The sequence below is a fragment of the Dactylosporangium darangshiense genome, assembly GCF_039537565.1.
GTDB lineage: Bacteria > Actinomycetota > Actinomycetes > Mycobacteriales > Micromonosporaceae > Dactylosporangium > Dactylosporangium darangshiense.
Map to the genome: position 1 here is coordinate 158,226 of NZ_BAABAT010000008.1, position 18,658 is coordinate 176,883.

Consider the following 18,658-nt stretch of genomic DNA (forward strand, 5'->3'; position numbering starts at 1 on the left):
AGACAGCTTCGGGGACCCACTCCTCGTCGTCGCCCGGGCGAGCGCGCAATCCAACGTCCGACGACAACGGCGGCCACACCAGCGCCCAGCCGAGGGTCGCCGGAACCGGCGCCGATCCGATCGCCATCGGCGCGCAATATCGTCCGACTACAAGGGGCCGGCGCTGTAGCTGCGCCGGCCCCCTGGTAGTGCGTGGTCAGCCGGTGAAGGTGGCCGTGATCTGGGTGAACTGCCAGTTGTTCTGGGAGATGCCGCTGCAGTTGGAAACCACGCCGCCGCCGGGGCATGGGCGGTCGCGGTTGACCGACCAGAACGCGAGGCGGGCGAGGTGGTTGTTCTGGGCGTAGTCGCGGATCTGCTGCCACTGCGCGGGTGAGGTGTTCTCCTGCTGGTCGGACAGGCCGTTCATGCCGGAGATGCCCATGTGCCGGTAGGCGGTGGCGTCGTCCCAGCCGAACGAGGACTTCAGCATCGTCTTGAGGCCTTCGGCGGCGCTGACGGTGCTCTGGTACATGTTGGCGCCGCCGCCGAAGTCGAACGGCATGATGGTGAACACATCAATGCCGGCGCCGGTCGACGCGGCGCGGCTGACGAGCTGCTGGGCGTAGTAGCCGGGGCCGGTGGTGGCGGTGCCGAAGGTGACGATGACCTTCACCGACGGGTTGTTCTGCTTGACGATCTTCAGGGCGTCGACGATCCGGTTGCGTACGGTGTCGTTCTCGAACTCGTCGGTGTTCTCGATGTCGATGTCGATCGCCTTGAGGCCGTAGGCGTTGATCACGGTCTGGTAGGCGCCGGCCAGGGCCTGCGGGGTGGAGCAGTTCGGGCCGAGCTTGTTACCCTGCCAGCCGCCGAAGGACGGGACCACGTCGCCGCCGCCGGCGCGGATCTGGCTGATCGCGGTCGCGTCGGCGCTGCCGGACAGCGGCCGGCTGCCGTCCCACGCCGGGGTGCAGCCGCCGCCGGAGAGCATGAACGCCATCGTGAACCACCTGATGCCGGTGGCCGACTGGACCGTCTGCGGGTTCGGCGGGTCGCCCCAGCCCATGTACAGGTAGGGTGCGGCGGCGCCGCCGGACGGCGGCGGGTTGGTGCCGCCGGTCGTGGTGGCGGTGACGCTGTTCGACGCCCCCGACTCGCCCTGGGCGTTGTACGCCTTCACCGTGTAGGTGTGCGTGGAACCTGCGGCCAGGCCCGACACCGTGGCCGAGGTCGCCGTCACCGTGGCCCGCACGGTCGAGCCCTCATACACCCGATACCCGGTCACGGTACCGCTGGAGGCATTCCAGGCCAGGGTGAAGCTGGTGTTCGTGGTGGCGGTGACCCGCAGGTTGGACGGCGCTGACGGAACTCCCGACGGCGTCGTCGGCGGGGGCGTGGTCGGGCCGCCGCCTCCGGTGCACGCGCCGAGATCCTTCCACAGCGCCGGTGTGGTGGACGGGGTCCAGCCGGCGCCCGGATAGGCGGTGTGCGTCTGCAGGGCCTGGTAGGTGTGGCCCTGATACGTGACCTGGGTGCCGGCGGTGTACGTGTTGCCTTCCGCCCAGGTCGGGGCGGTGCAGGCGGCCTGGATGGCGGTACTGGCGGCCTGCGCCTGGAGCGTGGGCACGAGCACCATGGTCGTCACGACGGCCAGTGCCGCGCCCGCTGCCAGGGCGAATGTACGACGTCGAGATCTCACTGGACTCCTCACCGTCGATGGATCGATGGTGAGGAAGGCTATCAGTTAACATTATTAAATGTAAGAGTCGCGACCCTAGGCGAATGTAAACAGGATCTTTCCGGTGTGACCTGGCGTCATCTCGTGTTCGAACGCCTCGCGGTAGTCGTCCAACCGGTAGGTCGCATCGACCGGGACGCTCACCACGCCGTCGGCGACAAGGTCGCTGAGCGTGCGGTAGGTCTGCTCGATCTCGGCGCGTGGCGCGTGGCGCAGCCAGTTGTGCACCCAGAATCCGGTGTGCGTGATCTCCTTGAAGATGAGGTCGTGGGCCCGGACGGCCGGGGGTATGTCGGTCACGAACGCGTAGGTGACGATCACACCCCGGAACCTCAGCGCACCGGCGAGGTCGGCGACGATCGGGCCGGCCGTGGCATCCAGCACCAGGGCGAGTTCCGCGCCGTCCAGTGCGCCGGCGATCTGGGCGGGCAGGTCGTCACCGGCGACGATCACACGGTCTCCGCCGGCGTCACGAACGATCTGGGCCGCGGCCTCACGCCGCACGATGTTGAGGGTCTTGAGGCCCTGCAAGCGGGCGAGGGCGATGATCCAGCGGCCGACAACGGAGTTGGCGGCGTTCAGGCCGACCCAGTCGCCGGCGGCCAGCTCGGCGTACTTGTGCAGCAACAGGTACGCGGTCGCCGGATTGATCGGCAGCATGGCGAGCTGCAACGGATCGGCGTCCTCGCGCACCGCAACCACATTGCGGTACGAGGTCGCCACCTTGTCGGCCCAGGTGCCTTGTTCGTAGGTGGGCAGGATGACGACCCTCCGCCCGACCAGCGGCGTGCCGGCGGCCCCGCCGGCGTCGACCACTCGCCCAACTCCTTCGCCGCCGACCGGGGTGGGCAGCTGCGGCCGGACACCGTAGCCGCCCCGGACGAGCAGGAAGTCGGACGGGTTGACCGGCGCGGCCTCCATCTCGACCAAGATGTCGTTGGTGCCCAGCAGCAGACTGGGAGCCCGCTCGAGCGATACGGACTCGCGCGGATCGCCGTACGACGTGACAACTAGCTGCGACATGATGCCCCCCGGATCAGCCGGCGCGGATCGGGCGCACGATGCCCCGCGGACGCGCAATCATGCGGCGAAGGCAGGCGGCGGTCAGCCGACCAAGCGGCCGGCGAGCAGCGCGGCGCCCAGCAGCAGCATCGCGGCGCCGGCCGTGCGGGTCACCGCCGCCGTCGCCCGCGGCCGCGCCGACAGCAGCGTGCGCGCGGCGGTGCCCAGCGCCGTGTAGAAGGCCGCGCACGTCGCCGTGAACGTCAGGCCCAGCGCGGCCAGCTGCGCCGGCACCGGCCACGGCGCCGCCGGGTCGGTGAACTGCGGCAGCAGCGCCAGGAACAGCAGCAGCGCCTTCGGGTTCAGGGCGCTCACGCCCACGCCGCGGCGGAACACCGGCCAGCCGCCCGGCGCCGGCGCCGCCACCGCGGCCGGGGCGGCCGCGGGCCGGGACAGCAGGGTCGTCGCGCCGTGCCAGACCAGGTAGGCGCCGCCGGCCACGGTCAGCGCCGTCATCGCGGCGGGGGAGCCGGCGACCAGGGCGCCGACCCCGGCCGACACCGCGGCGGTCAGCGCGCAGTAGCCGGCGGCCAGGCCGGCCACCGCCGGGCCGACCGCGCGCGAGCGGGCGCCCGCGGCCAGGGTGAACGCCCAGTCGGCGCCGGGCACGACGATCAGCAGGGCGGCGAGGAGCCAGAACGCCGCCAGGGAGCTCGCGGACATGGGCGCAACATATCGACGAACGCGTGGAAAGTGTTGCCAAAGTCTGTCCCCCGAACGGCCCCCGGTGGAAGAATCGTGCGCGTGGACGCCATCGACCGGAAGATGCTTGCGGTACTGCAGGACGAGGGCCGCCTCACCGTCACCGAGCTCGCCGGGCGGGTCGGGCTGAGCGTGTCGCCGTGCCACCGGCGGCTGCGGGAGCTGGAGCGCGACGGCACCATCCGCGGCTACCGGGCCGTCGTCGACGCCGACGCCGTCGGGCTCAGGTTCCAGGCGCTCGTCTTCGTCACCATGCGGCAGGAGGACCGCGACACGCTGCTGGCGTTCGAGGCCGCCGTCGCCCGCGTCCCCAACGTGGTGCAGGCGCAGCGGCTCTTCGGCGACCCCGACTACCTGCTGCGGATCGTCACCGCCGACCTCGCCGCCTACCAGCAGCTCGAGGACGACGTCCTCGCGGTGCTGCCCGGCATCCAGCGGCTCAACTCGACGCTCGTCATGAAACACGTCGTGGCCGACCGGCCGCTGCCCGCCTAGGCGTCCGGGCCGCTATGATCCGAACCGGACGGGGACCCCCAGGCGGAACACACGTGCGGAGAACGGACATGTCTGGCGCCGAGTGGATGCGCAAGCCCGCGGCTGATCGCGAGCCGATCGACCTGCAGACCGACCGGCCTCACCCGGCCCGGGTCTACGACTACCTGCTGGGCGGCAAGGACAACTTCCCAACCGACCGGGCCGCGGCCGAGCAGGGCCTGCAGGCCAACCCCAACAGCCGCATCCCGCCCCGGGAGAACCGCAACTTCCTGCGGCGCGTGGTCGAGTACCTCGCCGTCGAGCAGGGCGTGCGGCAGTTCCTCGACATCGGCACCGGCATCCCGACCTCGCCGAACGTCCACGAGGTCGCCCAGGCCGTCGCGCCGGACTCGCGGATCGTCTACGTCGACAACGACCCGATCGTGCTCGCGCACGCCCGGGCGCTGCTGACCAGCAAGCCCGAGGGCCGCACCGAGTACGTCGACGCCGACCTGCGCGACGTCGAGCAGATCCTCAGCGCGCCGCAGCTGCGCGCCGCGATCGACCTCGACCGGCCCGTCGCGCTCATGCTCATCGCGATCATGCACTTCGTCGGCGACGCCGACCGGCCCTACGACGTCGTGCGCCGCCTTGTCGACGCGCTGCCGTCCGGCAGCTATCTGGCCCTGTCGCACCTGACCGGCGACTTCGACCAGGCGGCGTGGGACCGGGTCGCGGCGATCTACGCGCGGCAGGGCGTCACCATGCAGGTGCGCTCCCACGACGAGATCGCCCGCTTCTTCGACGGCCTCGAGCTGCTCGACCCGGGCCTGCCGATCGTGACGAAGTGGCGCCCGGACGCCGACGTCGACCCGAACGCCACCGACACCCAGGTCGCCGTCTACGGCGGCGTCGCCCGCAAGCCCTAGCAGCCGGCCCGCAGGTCGGCTCGGACCAGGCTGTAGACGGCCATGTCGGCCCGGGAGCCGTCCCGGGCCGGCGCCAGGCTGCGCAGCACGCCCTCGAAGCGGAACCCGGCCGCCTCGGCGACCCGCCGCGACGCCGTGTTGCGGGTGTCGGCCTGCAGGTGAATGCGTTCCATGCCGCAGTCGGCGAGGGCCCACCGGGCGACCTCGGCGGCCGCCTCCGCCGCGTAGCCGTGACCCCGCGACCACGGCGACGTCCAGTAGTGGATCTCCGCCGTGCGGGCCGTCCAGTCGGCGCCGAACAGCTGTACGTGCCCCGCGAGGCGCCCGCCGGCCCGGGGCTGCAGCGCGAACCCGACGCCCTTGCCGTCCACCCGCCGCTGTTCCATCCCGCTGGTACACCAGGACACCGCCGTCGGCAGGTCCGCGGCCGCGTACGGGTACCCGACCGGTGCGCTGTGCACGAACGCCGTGTCCTGCCACGCAGCGTGCACGTCCGGCGCGTCGGCGGCCCGGAACGGCCGCAGCACGAGCCGGCCGGTGGTGAGCACCGTGCGCGGGAAGACCTCGGCAGCCTGGACCATGCCCGAAAACATAGCTCGACCGGCAGAAACGATCGCAACATGCCCAGCGGCGACGCCGACCGCCCCGGTCAGCCGCCGGCGGCGATGAGCTCGGCGACGAGCGCCACCCGGTCCTGGAGGGTTCCCGGCGGTACCTCGACCAGCTCGTAGCCCAGCCCGCGGTACACCTCCTCGTGGATGCGCTCGAAGCGCTGCGAGTCGGCGAGGCTGATCCGCCGGGCGGCGGTCGGCACGATGAACCCCATCAGCCGCACGAACACCACCCGCCGCTCGTAGGTGCCCTCCCGCTCGATGCGTTCGGCCTCGGCCGCGAGGGTCACGGTCGGCGGCAGTCCACTGTAGACGGCCAGGGCGAGGGTGCAGACCGGCGAGCGGTCGAACACCTGCACCGCGCCGCGCGCCGCCAGCTGCCGCGTCCGCTGCACGGCCACGATCCGGTCGAGGAACGCCGGCCCGTCGCCCTCCAGGTGCGGCGTCTCGGCGATGACGTCGGTGGCCGCCTCGTCGACGACGAGATGCCCGGCCGCGCGCAGCGCGAGCGCGATACTGGTCTTGCCGGCGCCGGGCGCGCCGGTGAGCACGATTCTGCGGGTCATGGCCGCCTCCGAGCGGTTAGTTTGGTGGGATGTCCAACGTTGCGATCGTCGGCCCCGGCGGTGTGGGCGGGCTCCTCGGCGGGGTGCTGACCCGCGCCGGCCACGACGTCGTCTATGTCGCCCGCCCCGAGACCGCGGCCGCGCTGAACGAGCGCGGCATGAGCGTGCACAGTGTGCAGTTCGGGGATTTCACGGTACCGGCACGGGCGGTCGAGTCGCTCACGTCCCCGGTCGACGTCGCCGTCGTGGCGACGAAGGCCACGACGCTGACCGACGCGCTCGACCGTCTCCCGGCATCGGCGCCCGGCATCATCCTGCCCCTGCTCAACGGCGTCGAGCACGTGGAGCTGCTGCGCGAGCGCTACCCGTCGGCGCGGGTCGTCGCCGGCGCCATCCGCGTCGAGTCCACCCGCGTCGCCACCGGCCGCATCGAGCACACCAGCCCGTTCTCCGGCATCGACGTGGCCGGCCCCGGCGCCGACACGGTGGCGGCGCTGCTGACGGGCGCGGGCTTCGACGTCACGATACGCGACACCGAGGCCGCCGTCCTCTGGGCCAAGCTGGCGCTGCTGGCCCCGGTGGCCCTCATCACGACGGCGGCGCGGGCGAGCATCGGCACCGCCCGCCAGACCCGCCGCGACGACCTCGTCGAGATGGTGTCCGAGGTGACGGCGCTCGCCCGCGCGAGCGGCACCCAGGTCGAGGCCCCCGCGATCCTGTCCGTCATCGACCAGATCCCGCCCCCGATGAAGTCCTCGATGCTGCGCGACGCCGAGGCGGGCCGCCCGCTGGAGCTGGACGCGATCGGCGGCTCGGTCCTGCACGCGGGCGCCCGGCTGGGCATCCCGACTCCGGCAACGTCCCGCGTGGTGGCGGAGCTGCGCGCGATGTCGTAGCGGCTATGTCCGCCACTCCGTGACGGACATAGCCGACATTTCGGCACCGCCTCGGCGACGGCCACCTGTGGACCTTCACCGAGTACGCCACCGCCGCATGCTCGTGCGCATCTACACCAACGAGTACAACGACCCGCCGAGCGGCTGCCCTACGCAGTGACCCGCCAGTGCTGGCGCGGGGCGTAGCCGTCGCGGCGCAGCCAGTGCTCGGTGTACACGATCCGGTCGGCGTCGACGACGACCAGGGGGTCCGCTGGGGGTTCGGACAGCGAGCGGCCGCGCTCGGCGTGCTCGTTCTCCCAGCGGAACGCCTCCCAGTAGCCGGCGCGGTCCGGGTCGTGCGGGCCCAGGACCCGGGCGGTGCCGAAGATCTGGGCGCCCCGGCTGCTGGCCAGGCCGGCCAGCGGGGCGAACAGGCCGATCGAGACCCGCGGGTCGGCGGCGATGTTGCGCATCTTCGGGGAGCGCGGCGCCGCGGTGAACATGAGTGCGAAGCCCAGGTGGTAGTACCGCACCGGGGTGGCGAGCGGGCCGCCCGGCCCGGTCGTCGCGAGGACGCACATGTTCTGCGACGACAGCAGGTTGAGGATGCGCTCCTCGAGGCGCTCGCGGGGCAGGACCCCGCCCGGGGTGGGGTCGGACAGCCACGGGTTCGTCAGCGGCACGTGATCACCATCGCCGAACCCTAGTCGACCAGGACCTTCTCCGGTGCGGCGGCGGGGGCCGGGGCGGTCGGCGGGGTGCGGCGCAGGTGCGGTGCCAGCAGGAGGGAGACCGTGATCGAGGCCGCCGCCATCACCGCCATGGCGTGTGCGGGGGAGACGACCTGGGCGACGGCGCCGGCCAGCGTGGCGCCGACGGCCTGCATGGTGAACATGCCCGAGCCGTGCAGGCCCAGCGAGTGGCCGCGCAGGTCGGCGGGGGTCAGCTCGACGAGGCGGTCCTGCAGCAGGAGGCTGCCGCAGTACCCGATGGCGGCCACTGCGACCAGGACCAGCGCCACGGGCAGGGGCGGGGACGCGGCCACCGCCAGGAAGGGCACCGCCAGCAGCAGCTGGACCGGCGTGGTGAACGGGCGGCGCCAGCGCGCCGGCAGCACGCGGCCGGCCAGGGCGTCGCCGACGAGCATGCCGAGGGCGGCGGCGACGAAGAGGGCGCCGGCGGCGGTGGGGGAGTACGGGACGAAGAGGGCCTCGCAGCCGACGATGAGGCCGTTGGGGACCCACAGTCCGATGTAGACGGCGCGGCGGGCCGGCGAGGAGAGCAGGGCGCGGTTGCCCTGCCAGGTGGCCCGGATCGACGCCCGGCCCGTCGCGCGGGGCGGGCGCCGGGTGAGGCCGGCGCGGGCCACGAGCGCGGCGAGCAGGGACAGGGCGGCGCCGCTCAGCAGTACCGTCGCGGGGGAGAAGGCCGCCAGGAGCGCGCCGCCAGCGGCGAAGCCCGCGATCTGCATGGCGCCGACGGCCATGTTCAGCAGGGAGCGGCCCAGCAGGTACCCGTCGGCGGGCAAAATCTCGGCGAGCAGGCCGAAGCGGACGCCGCCGCCGATCGACGCGGCCAGGCCCTGGACGAGCACGACCGCGAGGACGGCGGCGACCGGCAGGCCGGGCAGTGCGAGCAGCGCGGTGGTGAGGCCGGTGAACGCGGCCAGGCCCGCGATGGCCGTCCGCGGCGGGATCCGGTCGGCGGCCGACAGCAGCGTCATCGCGCCGACCACCTGGGCGAACGACGAGCCGAACATGCTCAGGGCGCTCAGCAGCGCCGAGCCGGTCGCCCCGTACACGAGGGTCGCCAGCGCGATGCCGGTCACCGTGCCGGCGGCGACCTGCGCTGAGACGGTGGCGAACAGGGCCCGGAACTCGGGTTCGGCGAACAGCTCGCGGTACGTGCGCATGCGCCGAAGTCTGCGGTCCCGCGCCCGGCGGGCGTTAGAGTTTCGGTTGGAGGCGAAACATGGGGGTCTGGCGCATCGATGCCGACGTGCTGGCGAGCAGCCGGTTCGTGGTCTCGCCGATGGTCGAGACCGTCGGCTGCCTCGCCGCGTTCACCGGGCAGCACCGGATCTCGGCGACGCAGCGGGAGTGGTTGCGCGAGTACGAGCCGGTGTTCCGCGCGCGGTGGGGCGCCGACCCGTTCGCGCTGCCGTTCCTGCGCGACGCGATCCGCCCCGGCTGGCTCGCCGACTTCCTCGTCCGCCCGCCGCGCGTCGAGGCGCCGGTGTTCGCCGACGACCTCGCCCGGGTCGCCGCCACCACCGACGAGCATGCCCGCCGCGACATCCTCGAGACGATGGACCGGCCGCTGACGCCGGTGCTGCACGAGGACGGCCTCGTCGCCCGCGCCGTCGAGCTGCTGGACTGGGCGTGGCGGCACACGGTCCGCCCCGGCTGGCCGCGCCGCCGCCGCGTGTTCGAGGCCGACATCGTGGCCCGCACCGGCCGCCTCGGCACCGGCGGCTGGGCGGCCGTGCTCGACGGGATGCGCCCCGGCATGCGCTGGCTCGGCGACGGCCGGCTGCAGATCAACGCGTACGACTATCCGCCCCGCGACGTGACCGGCAGCCGGCTCGTGTTCGCCCCGACCACGTCGGCGCGCGGCTGGGTGAGCTGGGAGGAGCCGGCGGACGTGCACGCGATCATCTATCCGTGCACCGGCTGGCTGGCTCAGGACCCGGATGTGGTACCCCCGGGAGCCCTCGCCAGCCTCATCGGACCGGCCCGGGCCAGGATCCTCACGCTGCTCGCCGAGCCGAAGAGCACCACGCAGCTGGTCGCGCTGACCGGCCAGACCCTCGGCTCGGCCGGCGGCCACCTGCGGGTCCTGCGCGACGCCGGCCTCGCCGACCGCCGCCGGGCGGGCCGGTCGGTGCTGTACTACCGGACCCCGCTCGGCGACGCCCTGTGCCGCGGCGAGCCCCCGGTCAGCTCGTCTGGATCCGCACGACCACCTCGGCGTCGGTGACCTTCTGCACCGTGATGTCGAACCCCTGGGCCTGGGCGCTGCCGTCGACGGGCACGCTGACGGTGGTGCCGGCGACGTCGAGCTTGACCACGCCGTTGTCGACGCCGACCAGCTTCACGTCGACGCCGAGCACGGAGGACTTGGCCTCGACCCCGCGGTCGAACGTGACCGTGCACGCGCTGGTCGTGCAGTCGACGTTGTCGCTGCTACAGGCGGCGAGGCCCCCGGTCGCGATCACGAGGGCGGCGGCTACGGCGGCGAGTCGTCGGCTCAGGTACGTCATGCTGATCGAGTCTAACCATGACGCCCAACTGTACGGTCGTCTACGCCCCTTGCCTGCCGTTTTGCCCGACAAGTCGGGCGCTCCGCGCCACGACTTGTCGGATTTATACCCCGACAGCGGATAAACGCGGACGTTGTGGAGCTCGAGCGCGTTTTGTTTCCGTGATCATGCAACAGCGCGGGGTGCAAATCGAACATTGCCATGATCCAGGTGTGCGTTTTCTTCCGCCAACAGGGAGATGTCCGATTTCGGGGTGCTGAAATCGCATGATCGCGGAGAGAAAACGCCGGTCGTCAGCGGTGCGGGCGCAGGTCGACGATCGTGCGGGTGCCGGCCGCGTGCGTTGCGGCGAGGGTCAGGCCGGCCGTGGCGGCGAGCGCGGTGAGCTCGTCGAGGGAGCGTTCCCGGCCGCGTACGTAGCACAGCATCCGCAGGTCGCCCTCCGTGTCCGGGGCGCCGCCGAAGTGGTCGGCGACCAGCACCCGGCCCGTGCCGCCGGCGGCCTCGGCGCAGCGGGACAGGATGCGCGCGGCGTGCTCGTCGTCCCAGTCGTGCAGGATGCCGGACAGGACATAGGCGCCGGCGCCGGCGGGCAGCGGGTCGAAGAAGCTGCCGGGCCGGGCGGTGGCGCGGTCCGCCAGGCCGGCCGCCGCGATCGCCGCCCCGGCGCGTTGCGCGGCGCCGGGCAGGTCGACCACCGTGCCGCGCAGCGTCTCGTGCGCGCGCAGGATCGCGATCAGCAGGCTCGCGTTGCCGCCGCCGACGTCGACGACGTGGGCGAGCGGCGACCACGGGTACGCGTCGGCGATGACGGGGGCGTCGGCGGTCAGGCGGCCGCCCATGAGGTCGTCGAAGGCTGCCGAGCGGGCCGGGTCGGCGGAAAGGTCGTCCCAGAACGGGCGGCCGAAGTGGCGCGGGTACGCCGGCTCGCCCGTCCGGACCGTGTGCAGCAGCTCGACCAGGCACAGATCGGCGCGCCCGATCGGGCCCTCGAGGTCGAGCCAGGCGCGCAGGCCCGCGGGGTGGTCGTCGCGCAGCTGCTCGCCCAGCGGCGTCAGGCCGTGCTCGCCGGACTCCTCGCGGGTGAGCACGCCGGCGGTCACCAGGTGGGCGAGGATGCGGGCCAGGACGTCAGGCTCAGCGGGTACCACTGCGGAAAGTTCTTGGCTCGTGCGGCGTCCGGCGGCGATGTGGTCGGCCAGGCGCAGCGTCGCCGCGACCCGCACGGCCATCGGCGTGATGAGGTCGGCGGCGGCCCACAGGCCTTCGCGCCAGGTGTTCGGTTCGTCGGGCACGTTTACCACCATCCCTGACGTTTGGCCCAGCCGAGCAGGGTCGCCGACATGACGGCCATGATGACCAGCACCGCGACCAGGTGCGGGACCTGGGTGTGGTCGCTGACGATGAGGTTCATGCCGTACACCGAGGAAAGCGCCGTGATCGGCAACGTGATGGCGGCGATGACGGCCAGTCGCTCCGCCGCGATCGTCATCTTCGTGTCGGTGCGGGCCTTGTAGAACTCGATGACGCCCTGGAGGTACTCGCGCTCGCCGTCGGCCACGCTGCGCACCCGGTCGAACTGGTCCACCACGTCGACGACGAGGTGGTGCGCCTCCGGCGGCACGGCCCGCGCGAGCCCGGCGAGGCGGCCGTAGATCGCGCCGCCGAGGGTGGCCATCGTGCGCACCGCGAGCAGCCCGTGCCGGGCCTGGAACAGCTCCTCCAGGAACTGCTCCGGGTTGCCCAGGTGCCCGGCGGTGACCCGCTGCTCGAGCCGCCACACCTCGGCGGTGACGTCCTCGACGTGGGTCTCCTGCAGCCGCGTGATCGCCGAGACGATCGCGTAGGACAGCTCGAACGCCGAGCCGGGCACGAACCGCCCGGACTCGATGCGGCGCAGCACGTCGCGGGTCTGGCGCAGCGGCACGTCCGGCGGCACCGCGGGGTTGGCCGGGCCGTGGACCGTCACGAGGTACCGCGGGCCGATGAACTGGTCGAGCTCCACGTAGTGGACGTGGCCCCGCGCCCCGAAGTGCGGTGCGTGCAGGACGATGAACACGTGGTCGGCGTAGGGATGGATCTTCGGCACCCGGTTGCGCACCGAGGCGTCGCGCAGCGCGAGCGGATGGAAGCCGAACGCCGCGCCGAGCGCCTTGACCGCCTCCCCGTCGCAGGTGGGCACGTCGACCCAGACCAGCCCGTCGTCACGGGCCAGCAGGGCCGGCAGTTCGTCCGCCGTGTGGGTGGTGACCCCGTTCGGCAGGATGAGCCGGACGTCCATGCGGCGAAGCATGCCAGCCCCGGTCTCCGCCCGCCAGCGCCACGGAACGTGATGGATTCTTGCGGTGCGTGACGGCGTTGGAGATCGGTTTGGTGGGGTCGATTAAGCTGTGGTGGAGATCTGAGCGGGGCCGCGGCGCATCGGCGTCAGTTGTTCGATGTCGTGGCGGGCCCGGACGGCGGCAATGACGGCCGGGTCAGGCGCTCCGCCCGCACTCGCGAGCGCGCGCCCGACCTCCGCGAGGTAGTCCTCATGCCCCGACGGCGCGACCAGGAACAACAGCCGCGCGGGCGTGTCGAGCGGGTTGGCGAACGCGTGCGGACACCCGGGCGGCACCCACATCACGCTGCCGGGACCGCCGCGCAGCACCGTGGCCCCGTCGCCGGACGTCCACGCCCGCCAGTCCCCGGCGGTCATGGTCTCCGGCTCGAACGCGAGGAGGTCGAGCTCACCGTCGAGCACGTAGAAGACCTCCTCGGCCGCCGCGTGCCGGTGCGCGCCGACGTCGAACCCGGGCGCGACCTCGGCCTCGAACATCGACCAGGTCGCCGATCGCTCGGCGCCGATCTTCAGCGTCATGCCGGCGCTCGGGATTCGGGTGCCGCCGCCGGGCGGGAGCATCAGTCCATCGGTCATGGGGTCAGCGTGCCGGATCGACGGCGTGCGATCCTGGTACGGCTGTTACCACCCAGCGCCGGACGCGGGGGCCGATGACGACCGGGACGAGCGACGAGCGCCACCGCGCGGGAGGGCGGCCACGCCGGCACCCCGAACGTCCGGCCGCGCCGCGCGGCGCGGCGTCACCCGAGCGGCGGCCGCCCGGACCGCTGGACGTGCGAATCGGCGCGGCGGCACCGAAGCGGCCGACGTCCGGACGGCTGGACGCGCGGCGCGGCGCGCCGGCACCCAAGCGGCCGGCACCCAAGCGGCGGGCGTCCGGACCGCTGGACGTGCGAATCGGCGCGGCGGCACCGAAGCGGCCGGCACCCAAGCGGCGGGCGTCCGGACGGCTGGAGGTGCGGCTCGGCGCGGCGGCACCGAAGCGGCCGGTGGGCTGCGGGCGCGCGCATGAGTGACGAGCAGCGCCGCCGCGAGCTGGCCAAGTTTCTCCGCGTGCAGCGGGCCCGCGTGCGGCCGCGCGACGTCGGGCTGCCCGAGAGCCCGGGCGTGCGGCGGACCCCAGGGCTGCGCCGCGAAGAGGTGGCCGAGCTGTCCGGGGTGGGGCTGACCTGGTACACGTGGCTGGAGCAGGCCCGCGCGATCCCCGCATCGCCGCAGGTCATCGACGCGCTCGCGCGGGCGCTGCGGCTCGGCGCGGACCGGCACGCGCACCTGCGGGCGCTCGCCGGGCTGCCGCCGCCGGGCGACGGTGGCCGTGCGGCGGGCGAGCCGGACGCCGGGCGGCTCGCGCGGCTGGTCGAGGCGATGATGCCGAACCCGGCCTCGGCGTACGACGTGCATTGGGACTACCTTGCGTGGAATCGCGCATATGCCATAATTCGGCACAATCCCGGACAAATAGCACCGGAGCGGCGGAATCTGCTGTGGATGCTGCTCACCGACGGTGAGATCAGGCGGCGGATGCCGGGGTGGGAAGGGGCGGCGCGGGCCGTGCTCGGGCAGTTCCGGGCGGCCGCCGGGCGGCACGCCGGTGAGGCGCGGTTCGACGAGCTCATCGCGGCGCTGGAAGGCGCCAGTCCCGAGTTCCGGCAATGGTGGGCCGAGTATCCCGTGCGCGACTTCCGGCCCGCGACGGTCGGCGTCGAGCATCCCGGCGTGGGCGCCGTCGAGCTGGAGCTGTTCCAGCTCCGGCCGATCGAGCACCCAGGGGCGCTCGTCGTCGTCCAGGTGCCGGTCGGGGCAGCGGACCGGGAACGCGTCACGGCACTGCTGTGTACAGCGACGCCGTAGCGGGCTGCTGGGTGTACCACAGGCAGAACATCAGCACCGTCCAGACCTTGCGCGAATGGTCGCCGGCGCTCCGGCGGTGCGCGGCCAGCAGGCGCTGGACGTGCTCGATGTCGATGAGGTGGTCCACCGGGGTCTCGGACAGCACGTCGGCCGCCCACTCGCCGATCGGGCCGCGCAGCCAGACCCGCGTCGGGGTGGGGAAGCCGAGCTTGCGGCGGTTCACGACGGCGTCGGGTACCAGGCCGCGCACCGCCTCGCGCAGGGCGTGCTTCGTCGCGTGCGGGCTCAGCTTGAGCTCCGGCGGCAGGGACGCCGCGGCGGCGTAGACGGCGCGGTCCAGGAACGGGACCCGCAGCTCCAGGGAGTGTGCCATCGACATGCGGTCGGCCTTCGTGAGGATGTCGCCGGGCAACCAGGTGTGCAGGTCGACGTACTGCATCGTGCTCACCTCGTCCAGGCCCTGCGCGGCGCGGAAGATCGGGGCGGTCACCGCGGTGTGCGGCTCGGCCGGGCCGCGCATCAGGCGGGCCTTCTCGTCGGCGCCGAAGATGCGCGCGTTGCCGTAGTAGCGCTCGCCGATCGGGGTCGTGGCCCGCTGCAGGAAGCTCCTGCCGCGCATGCCCTCCGGCAGCACGCCCGCGACGGCGCGCAGGCCGCGGCGCAGCGGATCCGGCAGGCCGGCCACTGCGGCGAGCGCGGACGGCTCGCGGTAGATCTCGTAACCGGCGAACAGCTCGTCGGCGCCCTCGCCGGACAGCACCACCGTCACGTCGCGGGCGGCGGCGCGGCACAGGAAGTACAACGGCACGATTGCCGGGTCGGCGACCGGGTCGTCGAGGTGCCACACGATGCGGGGCAGCGCCTCGATGACCTCCTCGTCGCGGACCAGCGTCGCGGTCAGGTCGACGCCCAGCGCTGCGGCGGTCTCGCTCGCCGCCTCGATCTCGCTGTACCGCGGGTCGTCGAAACCGGCCGTGTACACGCGGATGCCGGGGTGCACCTCGCGGGCGAGCGCGACGACGGCCGTGGAGTCCACGCCACTGGACAGGAATGCCCCCAGTGGTACCTCGGACTGCAGGTGGGCGTGCACGCTCTCGCGCAGCGCGTCGCGCACGGCGGCGATCGCGTCGGCGGCGGGGCGCGGGACGGGGCGCAGCGCCGGCTCGAAGTGCCGGCGGATCTGTGGCTCCTGCCCGACCCGGCAGGTGAGCGCGTGGCCGGCGGGCAGCCGGTGCACGGCCGGGTGCAGGGTGGCCGGCTCCGGCACGTACTGCAGCGTCAGGTAGTGCGACAGCTGCGCCGCCCCGATCCGGGCCGCACCGCCGGCGAACGGCATGAGCGCCTTCTTCTCGCTGGCCAGGTACAGCCCGTCGGGGGTCCGCAGGTGGTACAGCGGCTTGATCCCGAACGGGTCCCGGATCGCGTGCAGCGTCCCGCTCGCCGCATCCCACAGCACCGCGGCGAACATGCCCCGCAGCCGGCCCACCGCCGACGGGCCCCAGTGGTGGAACGCCGCGGCGAGGACCTCCGCCTCCCCCTCGGTGGCGAAGGTCGCGCCGTGCTCGCGGGCCAGCTGCTCGCGCAGCTGCCGGTAGTTGTAGATCTCGCCGTTGAAGGCGACGGTCCAGTGGCGGTACTGCCCGGGCTGGCGGCTGTGTGCCCGGTCGATGATCGCCAGCCGGGTGAAACCGAACACGACGCCGCCGTCGGCCACCATCGACGTCTCGTCGGGGCCGCGGTGGTGCAGCCGCTCGAGCGCCGCGGCGAGGGCGGAGCGGTCGGCGGTACCGTCGCAGCTGAGAAACACCAGGAGTCCACACATGCCGGTGAAGGTAGGAACCGGCCCGTTGGGAACCGATGAAGAAGTCGTTGCCGGATCGAAACCCGAAACGGATTTCGCAGGTTCCTCACATTCGGCGGGTCACAATGGCCGGGATGAGCGCGCGGATCCTGGTCGCCGACGACGACCCCAAGCAGGCCGAGTTGATCCGGCTGTACCTCGAGCGCGACGGGCACAGCGTGCTCACCGTGCACAACGGCCGGGCCGCCCTGGAGCAGTGCCGCTCGCGCAAGCCGGACCTGCTGGTGCTCGACGTCATGATGCCGCAGGTCGACGGCCTCGACGTGTGCCGCATCGTGCGGGCCGAGTCCAGCGTCGCGATCCTGCTCGTCACCGCCCGCTCCACCGAGGAGGACCTGCTGCTGGGCCTGGACCTCGGCGCCGACGACTACATGACCAAGCCGGTCAGCCCCCGCGAGCTCGCCGCCCGGGTGCGCGCGCTGCTGCGCCGCTCCGGCATCGGCAGCCCCGGCCACCAGCGGGTGCTCAACGTCGGCGACCTCGTCGTGGACGCCGGGCGCTTCGAGGTCCGCGTCGGCGGCGAGCCCGTCGTGCTCACCGCGAAGGAGTTCGGCATCCTCGAGCTGCTCGCCGGCGAGCCCGGGCGCGTGTTCACCCGCGGCGAGATCATCAACCGGGTGTTCGGCTTCGAGCGCGACGTGTCCGAGCGCACCGTGGACGCGCACGTGGTCAACCTGCGGCGCAAGCTCGAGGCCGAGCCGGTGCAGCCGCGGTACGTCCAGACGGTGTACGGCCGTGGCTACCGCCTCGCCGAGCAGCCGTGAGCTTTCGCGCGCGGATCTTCGCGCTGATCCTGGTCGTGGCCGTCGCGGCGATCGGGACCACGGCGTACCTCAGCTTCCGGCTGACCGCCCGGCAGATCTCCGACTCGCAGCGCCAGGCGACCCAGCACGTCGCCGACATCGCCGACACCGTGCGCTCCTACGCCCGCCGGCACGGCTCGTGGGCCGGCGTCGCGGAGAAGGTGCGGCAGCTCTCCGAGGCCAACCACCAGCGGATCCGCCTCGTCAACCTGTACGGCGAGGTCACCGTCGACAGCGACAACCTCGCCGGCCGCGCCGCCCGCCCGGTGGTCAGCCCGCCGACGCTCATCGACCCCCGCCCCACGCTGAAGCTCGACCTGAACGACAAGAAGGCGGAGGGGCTCGTCCTGGAGGAGCTGGCGCAGTACCGCATGGCGAGCGTCACCGCCCGCTGCCGGACCGAGCAGTCCCTGGACGTCGCGGCGGTCACCCCGGACGCGTACGGGGTGCCGCTGCCCAACTCCGTCCCGCCCGGCACCAACGGCGGCTGCCCCGAGCAGGCCGAGCGCGAACAGGACCTCGCACATGAGGGCGACCTGGCCGCCATCGCCGACTGCCATGCCGAGCCGACGCCGAACTACCAGCGCTGCCTCGTCGAGGCGTTCGGCGACCGGGCCGCGGGCTTCGCGCCGGAGCCGCTGCAGCTGTTCCTCGGCGCCGTCGACGACGACGCGGTCGGCCTCGTCGCCCGCCCGACGCTGCTGTCGATCGGCGGCGTGCTCGTCCTCGCCATGGTCGGCACCGCGTTCGTCGCCCGGCACGTGAGCCGGCCGCTGCGCCGCCTGACCGCCGCGTCGCGCCTGCTCGCCGACGGCCACCTCGACACCCGCGTCCCCGACGCCGGCCGCGACGAGGTCGGCCAGCTCTCGACGTCGTTCAACCGGATGGCCGAGGCCCTGGAGGAGGCCGAACAGGCGCAGCGCCGCCTGGTCGCGGGGGTCGCGCACGAGCTGCGCACGCCGCTGTCGAATCTTCTCGGGTACCTCGAGGCGCTGCAGGACGGCCTGGTGCCCCCGTCGCGCGAGCTGTTCGGTTCGCTGCACGAGGAGGTCCTGCTGCAGCGGCGCATCCTCGACGACCTGCAGGACCTGACGCTGGCCGAGGCCGGCCACCTGGCGTACCGCCGCACCGGCTTCGACCTCGCGGAGCTCGTCGAGGTCAGCCGCGTGGCGCACCTGGCGGTCGCGGAGGCGGCGGGCGTGCGCCTGACCGCGGAGGCGGTCGGCCCGCTGCCGGTCTATGGCGACCAGGATCGCCTGCGCCAGGTCATCGGCAACCTCGTGTCGAACGCGCTGCGCTACACCGACCCGGGCGGCGACGTGCTGCTGCGCGCGTTCCCGTCCGCCGGCCGCGCCGTGGTCGAGGTCCGCGACACCGGCTGCGGCATCAGCGCGTCGGACCTGCCGCACGTGTTCCAGCGCTTCTGGCGCGCCGACCCGGCCCGCGACCGCGAGACGGGCGGCAGCGGCCTGGGCCTGACCATCGCCCGCCAGATCGTGCTCGACCACGCCGGCACGATCGAGCCCGCGAGCGAGCCCGGCGTCGGCACCACGATGCGGGTCACGTTCCCGATCGCGGAGCCGCCCCCGGCGTGACGG

The 18,658-nt window shown here is 73.1% G+C and carries 19 protein-coding genes; 7 read left to right on the top strand and 12 right to left on the bottom strand.

Annotated elements, in window-relative coordinates:
• Window positions 1–196: 196 nt before the first annotated feature.
• From ABD901_RS17775 to ABD901_RS17785, 3 genes are all read right to left on the bottom strand, one after another.
• Window positions 197–1,609: a carbohydrate-binding protein gene (locus tag ABD901_RS17775; RefSeq protein ID WP_345128025.1), complete on the bottom strand. Its 1,413-nt coding sequence runs from the start codon at window positions 1,607–1,609 to the stop codon at window positions 197–199.
• Window positions 1,610–1,756: 147 nt separating this feature from the next.
• Entirely contained in the window at window positions 1,757–2,743 is a 987-nt protein-coding gene (locus tag ABD901_RS17780; protein ID WP_345128026.1) for a zinc-dependent alcohol dehydrogenase family protein, read from the bottom strand.
• An 81-nt stretch (window positions 2,744–2,824) separates the two neighbouring features.
• Entirely contained in the window at window positions 2,825–3,445 is a 621-nt protein-coding gene (locus tag ABD901_RS17785; RefSeq protein WP_345128028.1) for a LysE family translocator, read from the bottom strand.
• Between the two features lie 81 nt (window positions 3,446–3,526).
• On the opposite strand from ABD901_RS17785, the gene ABD901_RS17790 reads away from it, so the two are divergent.
• Both ABD901_RS17790 and ABD901_RS17795 read left to right on the top strand, forming a co-directional pair.
• Window positions 3,527–3,979: an Lrp/AsnC family transcriptional regulator gene (locus ABD901_RS17790; RefSeq protein ID WP_345128029.1), complete on the top strand. Its 453-nt coding sequence runs from the start codon at window positions 3,527–3,529 to the stop codon at window positions 3,977–3,979.
• 68 nt (window positions 3,980–4,047) lie between these two features.
• Complete coding sequence (locus ABD901_RS17795) at window positions 4,048–4,887, top strand: SAM-dependent methyltransferase (RefSeq protein WP_345128030.1); 840 nt, start codon at window positions 4,048–4,050, stop codon at window positions 4,885–4,887.
• On the opposite strand, the gene ABD901_RS17800 is transcribed toward ABD901_RS17795, so the two are convergent.
• Both ABD901_RS17800 and ABD901_RS17805 read right to left on the bottom strand, forming a co-directional pair.
• Complete coding sequence (locus tag ABD901_RS17800; RefSeq protein ID WP_345128031.1) at window positions 4,884–5,468, bottom strand: GNAT family N-acetyltransferase; 585 nt, start codon at window positions 5,466–5,468, stop codon at window positions 4,884–4,886. The genes ABD901_RS17795 and ABD901_RS17800 overlap by 4 nt on opposite strands.
• Window positions 5,469–5,536: 68 nt before the next feature.
• Window positions 5,537–6,064 (bottom strand): AAA family ATPase, encoded by a 528-nt coding sequence (locus ABD901_RS17805; protein WP_345128033.1) that lies wholly within the window; start codon window positions 6,062–6,064, stop codon window positions 5,537–5,539.
• Window positions 6,065–6,093: 29 nt separating this feature from the next.
• Here ABD901_RS17805 and ABD901_RS17810 point away from each other — a divergent pair, with 29 nt between their 5' ends.
• Window positions 6,094–6,960 carry a ketopantoate reductase family protein gene (locus ABD901_RS17810; RefSeq protein WP_345128035.1) on the top strand — a complete coding sequence of 289 codons (867 nt, stop codon included), beginning with the start codon at window positions 6,094–6,096 and terminating at the stop codon, window positions 6,958–6,960.
• A 149-nt stretch (window positions 6,961–7,109) separates the two neighbouring features.
• Here the strand turns inward: ABD901_RS17810 and ABD901_RS17815 are convergent, their stop codons facing one another.
• Window positions 7,110–7,625, bottom strand: coding sequence for a pyridoxamine 5'-phosphate oxidase family protein (locus tag ABD901_RS17815; protein ID WP_345128036.1), 516 nt, complete (start codon window positions 7,623–7,625; stop codon window positions 7,110–7,112).
• 20 nt (window positions 7,626–7,645) lie between these two features.
• Window positions 7,646–8,854: an MFS transporter gene (locus ABD901_RS17820; protein ID WP_345128037.1), complete on the bottom strand. Its 1,209-nt coding sequence runs from the start codon at window positions 8,852–8,854 to the stop codon at window positions 7,646–7,648.
• 59 nt (window positions 8,855–8,913) lie between these two features.
• Here ABD901_RS17820 and ABD901_RS17825 point away from each other — a divergent pair, with 59 nt between their 5' ends.
• The gene (locus ABD901_RS17825; RefSeq protein ID WP_345128038.1) at window positions 8,914–9,921 is read left to right on the top strand and encodes an ArsR/SmtB family transcription factor; all 1,008 of its coding nucleotides are present in this window, start codon (window positions 8,914–8,916) and stop codon (window positions 9,919–9,921) included.
• Here ABD901_RS17825 and ABD901_RS17830 read toward each other — a convergent pair.
• The 4 genes from ABD901_RS17830 to ABD901_RS17845 form a co-directional block, all read right to left on the bottom strand.
• Window positions 9,881–10,204, bottom strand: coding sequence for a hypothetical protein (locus ABD901_RS17830; protein WP_345128039.1), 324 nt, complete (start codon window positions 10,202–10,204; stop codon window positions 9,881–9,883). The two genes, ABD901_RS17825 and ABD901_RS17830, sit on opposite strands and share 41 nt — an antisense overlap.
• A 293-nt stretch (window positions 10,205–10,497) precedes the next feature.
• Window positions 10,498–11,499 (bottom strand): methyltransferase, encoded by a 1,002-nt coding sequence (locus ABD901_RS17835; RefSeq protein WP_345128041.1) that lies wholly within the window; start codon window positions 11,497–11,499, stop codon window positions 10,498–10,500.
• 2 nt (window positions 11,500–11,501) lie between these two features.
• A complete protein-coding gene (locus ABD901_RS17840) occupies window positions 11,502–12,485 on the bottom strand; it encodes a magnesium transporter CorA family protein (RefSeq protein ID WP_345128042.1) in 984 nt (327 codons plus the stop codon).
• Window positions 12,486–12,587: 102 nt separating this feature from the next.
• Complete coding sequence (locus ABD901_RS17845; RefSeq protein WP_345128043.1) at window positions 12,588–13,121, bottom strand: cupin domain-containing protein; 534 nt, start codon at window positions 13,119–13,121, stop codon at window positions 12,588–12,590.
• 432 nt (window positions 13,122–13,553) lie between these two features.
• Between ABD901_RS17845 and ABD901_RS17850 the strand changes: the two genes are divergently transcribed.
• Window positions 13,554–14,396: a helix-turn-helix transcriptional regulator gene (locus ABD901_RS17850; protein ID WP_345128044.1), complete on the top strand. Its 843-nt coding sequence runs from the start codon at window positions 13,554–13,556 to the stop codon at window positions 14,394–14,396.
• On the opposite strand, the gene asnB is transcribed toward ABD901_RS17850, so the two are convergent.
• Window positions 14,365–16,218 carry an asparagine synthase (glutamine-hydrolyzing) gene (gene asnB, locus ABD901_RS17855; RefSeq protein ID WP_345128045.1) on the bottom strand — a complete coding sequence of 618 codons (1,854 nt, stop codon included), beginning with the start codon at window positions 16,216–16,218 and terminating at the stop codon, window positions 14,365–14,367. The two genes, ABD901_RS17850 and asnB, sit on opposite strands and share 32 nt — an antisense overlap.
• A gap of 104 nt (window positions 16,219–16,322) precedes the next feature.
• Here asnB and ABD901_RS17860 point away from each other — a divergent pair, with 104 nt between their 5' ends.
• Together ABD901_RS17860 and ABD901_RS17865 are read left to right on the top strand one after the other, a co-directional pair.
• Window positions 16,323–17,021, top strand: a complete 699-nt coding sequence (locus tag ABD901_RS17860) for a response regulator transcription factor (RefSeq protein ID WP_345128046.1) — start codon at window positions 16,323–16,325, stop codon at window positions 17,019–17,021.
• Complete coding sequence (locus tag ABD901_RS17865; RefSeq protein WP_345128047.1) at window positions 17,018–18,655, top strand: HAMP domain-containing sensor histidine kinase; 1,638 nt, start codon at window positions 17,018–17,020, stop codon at window positions 18,653–18,655. The genes ABD901_RS17860 and ABD901_RS17865 overlap by 4 nt, the downstream gene beginning before the upstream one ends.
• Window positions 18,656–18,658 lie beyond the last annotated feature (3 nt).

What these genes read in the sequence shown, in the direction of transcription:
- ABD901_RS17780 (WP_345128026.1), bottom strand. Translation starts at nt 2,743, where the DNA reads ATGTCGCAGCTAGTTGTCACGTCGTACGGCGATCCGCGCGAGTCCGTA.
- ABD901_RS17785 (WP_345128028.1), bottom strand. Translation starts at nt 3,445, where the DNA reads ATGTCCGCGAGCTCCCTGGCGGCGTTCTGGCTCCTCGCCGCCCTGCTG.
- ABD901_RS17795 (WP_345128030.1), top strand. Translation starts at nt 4,048, where the DNA reads ATGTCTGGCGCCGAGTGGATGCGCAAGCCCGCGGCTGATCGCGAGCCG.
- ABD901_RS17800 (WP_345128031.1), bottom strand. Translation starts at nt 5,468, where the DNA reads ATGGTCCAGGCTGCCGAGGTCTTCCCGCGCACGGTGCTCACCACCGGC.
- ABD901_RS17805 (WP_345128033.1), bottom strand. Translation starts at nt 6,064, where the DNA reads ATGACCCGCAGAATCGTGCTCACCGGCGCGCCCGGCGCCGGCAAGACC.
- ABD901_RS17810 (WP_345128035.1), top strand. Translation starts at nt 6,094, where the DNA reads ATGTCCAACGTTGCGATCGTCGGCCCCGGCGGTGTGGGCGGGCTCCTC.
- ABD901_RS17820 (WP_345128037.1), bottom strand. Translation starts at nt 8,854, where the DNA reads ATGCGCACGTACCGCGAGCTGTTCGCCGAACCCGAGTTCCGGGCCCTG.
- ABD901_RS17825 (WP_345128038.1), top strand. Translation starts at nt 8,914, where the DNA reads ATGGGGGTCTGGCGCATCGATGCCGACGTGCTGGCGAGCAGCCGGTTC.
- ABD901_RS17830 (WP_345128039.1), bottom strand. Translation starts at nt 10,204, where the DNA reads ATGACGTACCTGAGCCGACGACTCGCCGCCGTAGCCGCCGCCCTCGTG.
- ABD901_RS17840 (WP_345128042.1), bottom strand. Translation starts at nt 12,485, where the DNA reads ATGGACGTCCGGCTCATCCTGCCGAACGGGGTCACCACCCACACGGCG.
- ABD901_RS17845 (WP_345128043.1), bottom strand. Translation starts at nt 13,121, where the DNA reads ATGACCGATGGACTGATGCTCCCGCCCGGCGGCGGCACCCGAATCCCG.
- ABD901_RS17850 (WP_345128044.1), top strand. Translation starts at nt 13,554, where the DNA reads ATGAGTGACGAGCAGCGCCGCCGCGAGCTGGCCAAGTTTCTCCGCGTG.
- asnB (WP_345128045.1), bottom strand. Translation starts at nt 16,218, where the DNA reads ATGTGTGGACTCCTGGTGTTTCTCAGCTGCGACGGTACCGCCGACCGC.
- ABD901_RS17860 (WP_345128046.1), top strand. Translation starts at nt 16,323, where the DNA reads ATGGCCGGGATGAGCGCGCGGATCCTGGTCGCCGACGACGACCCCAAG.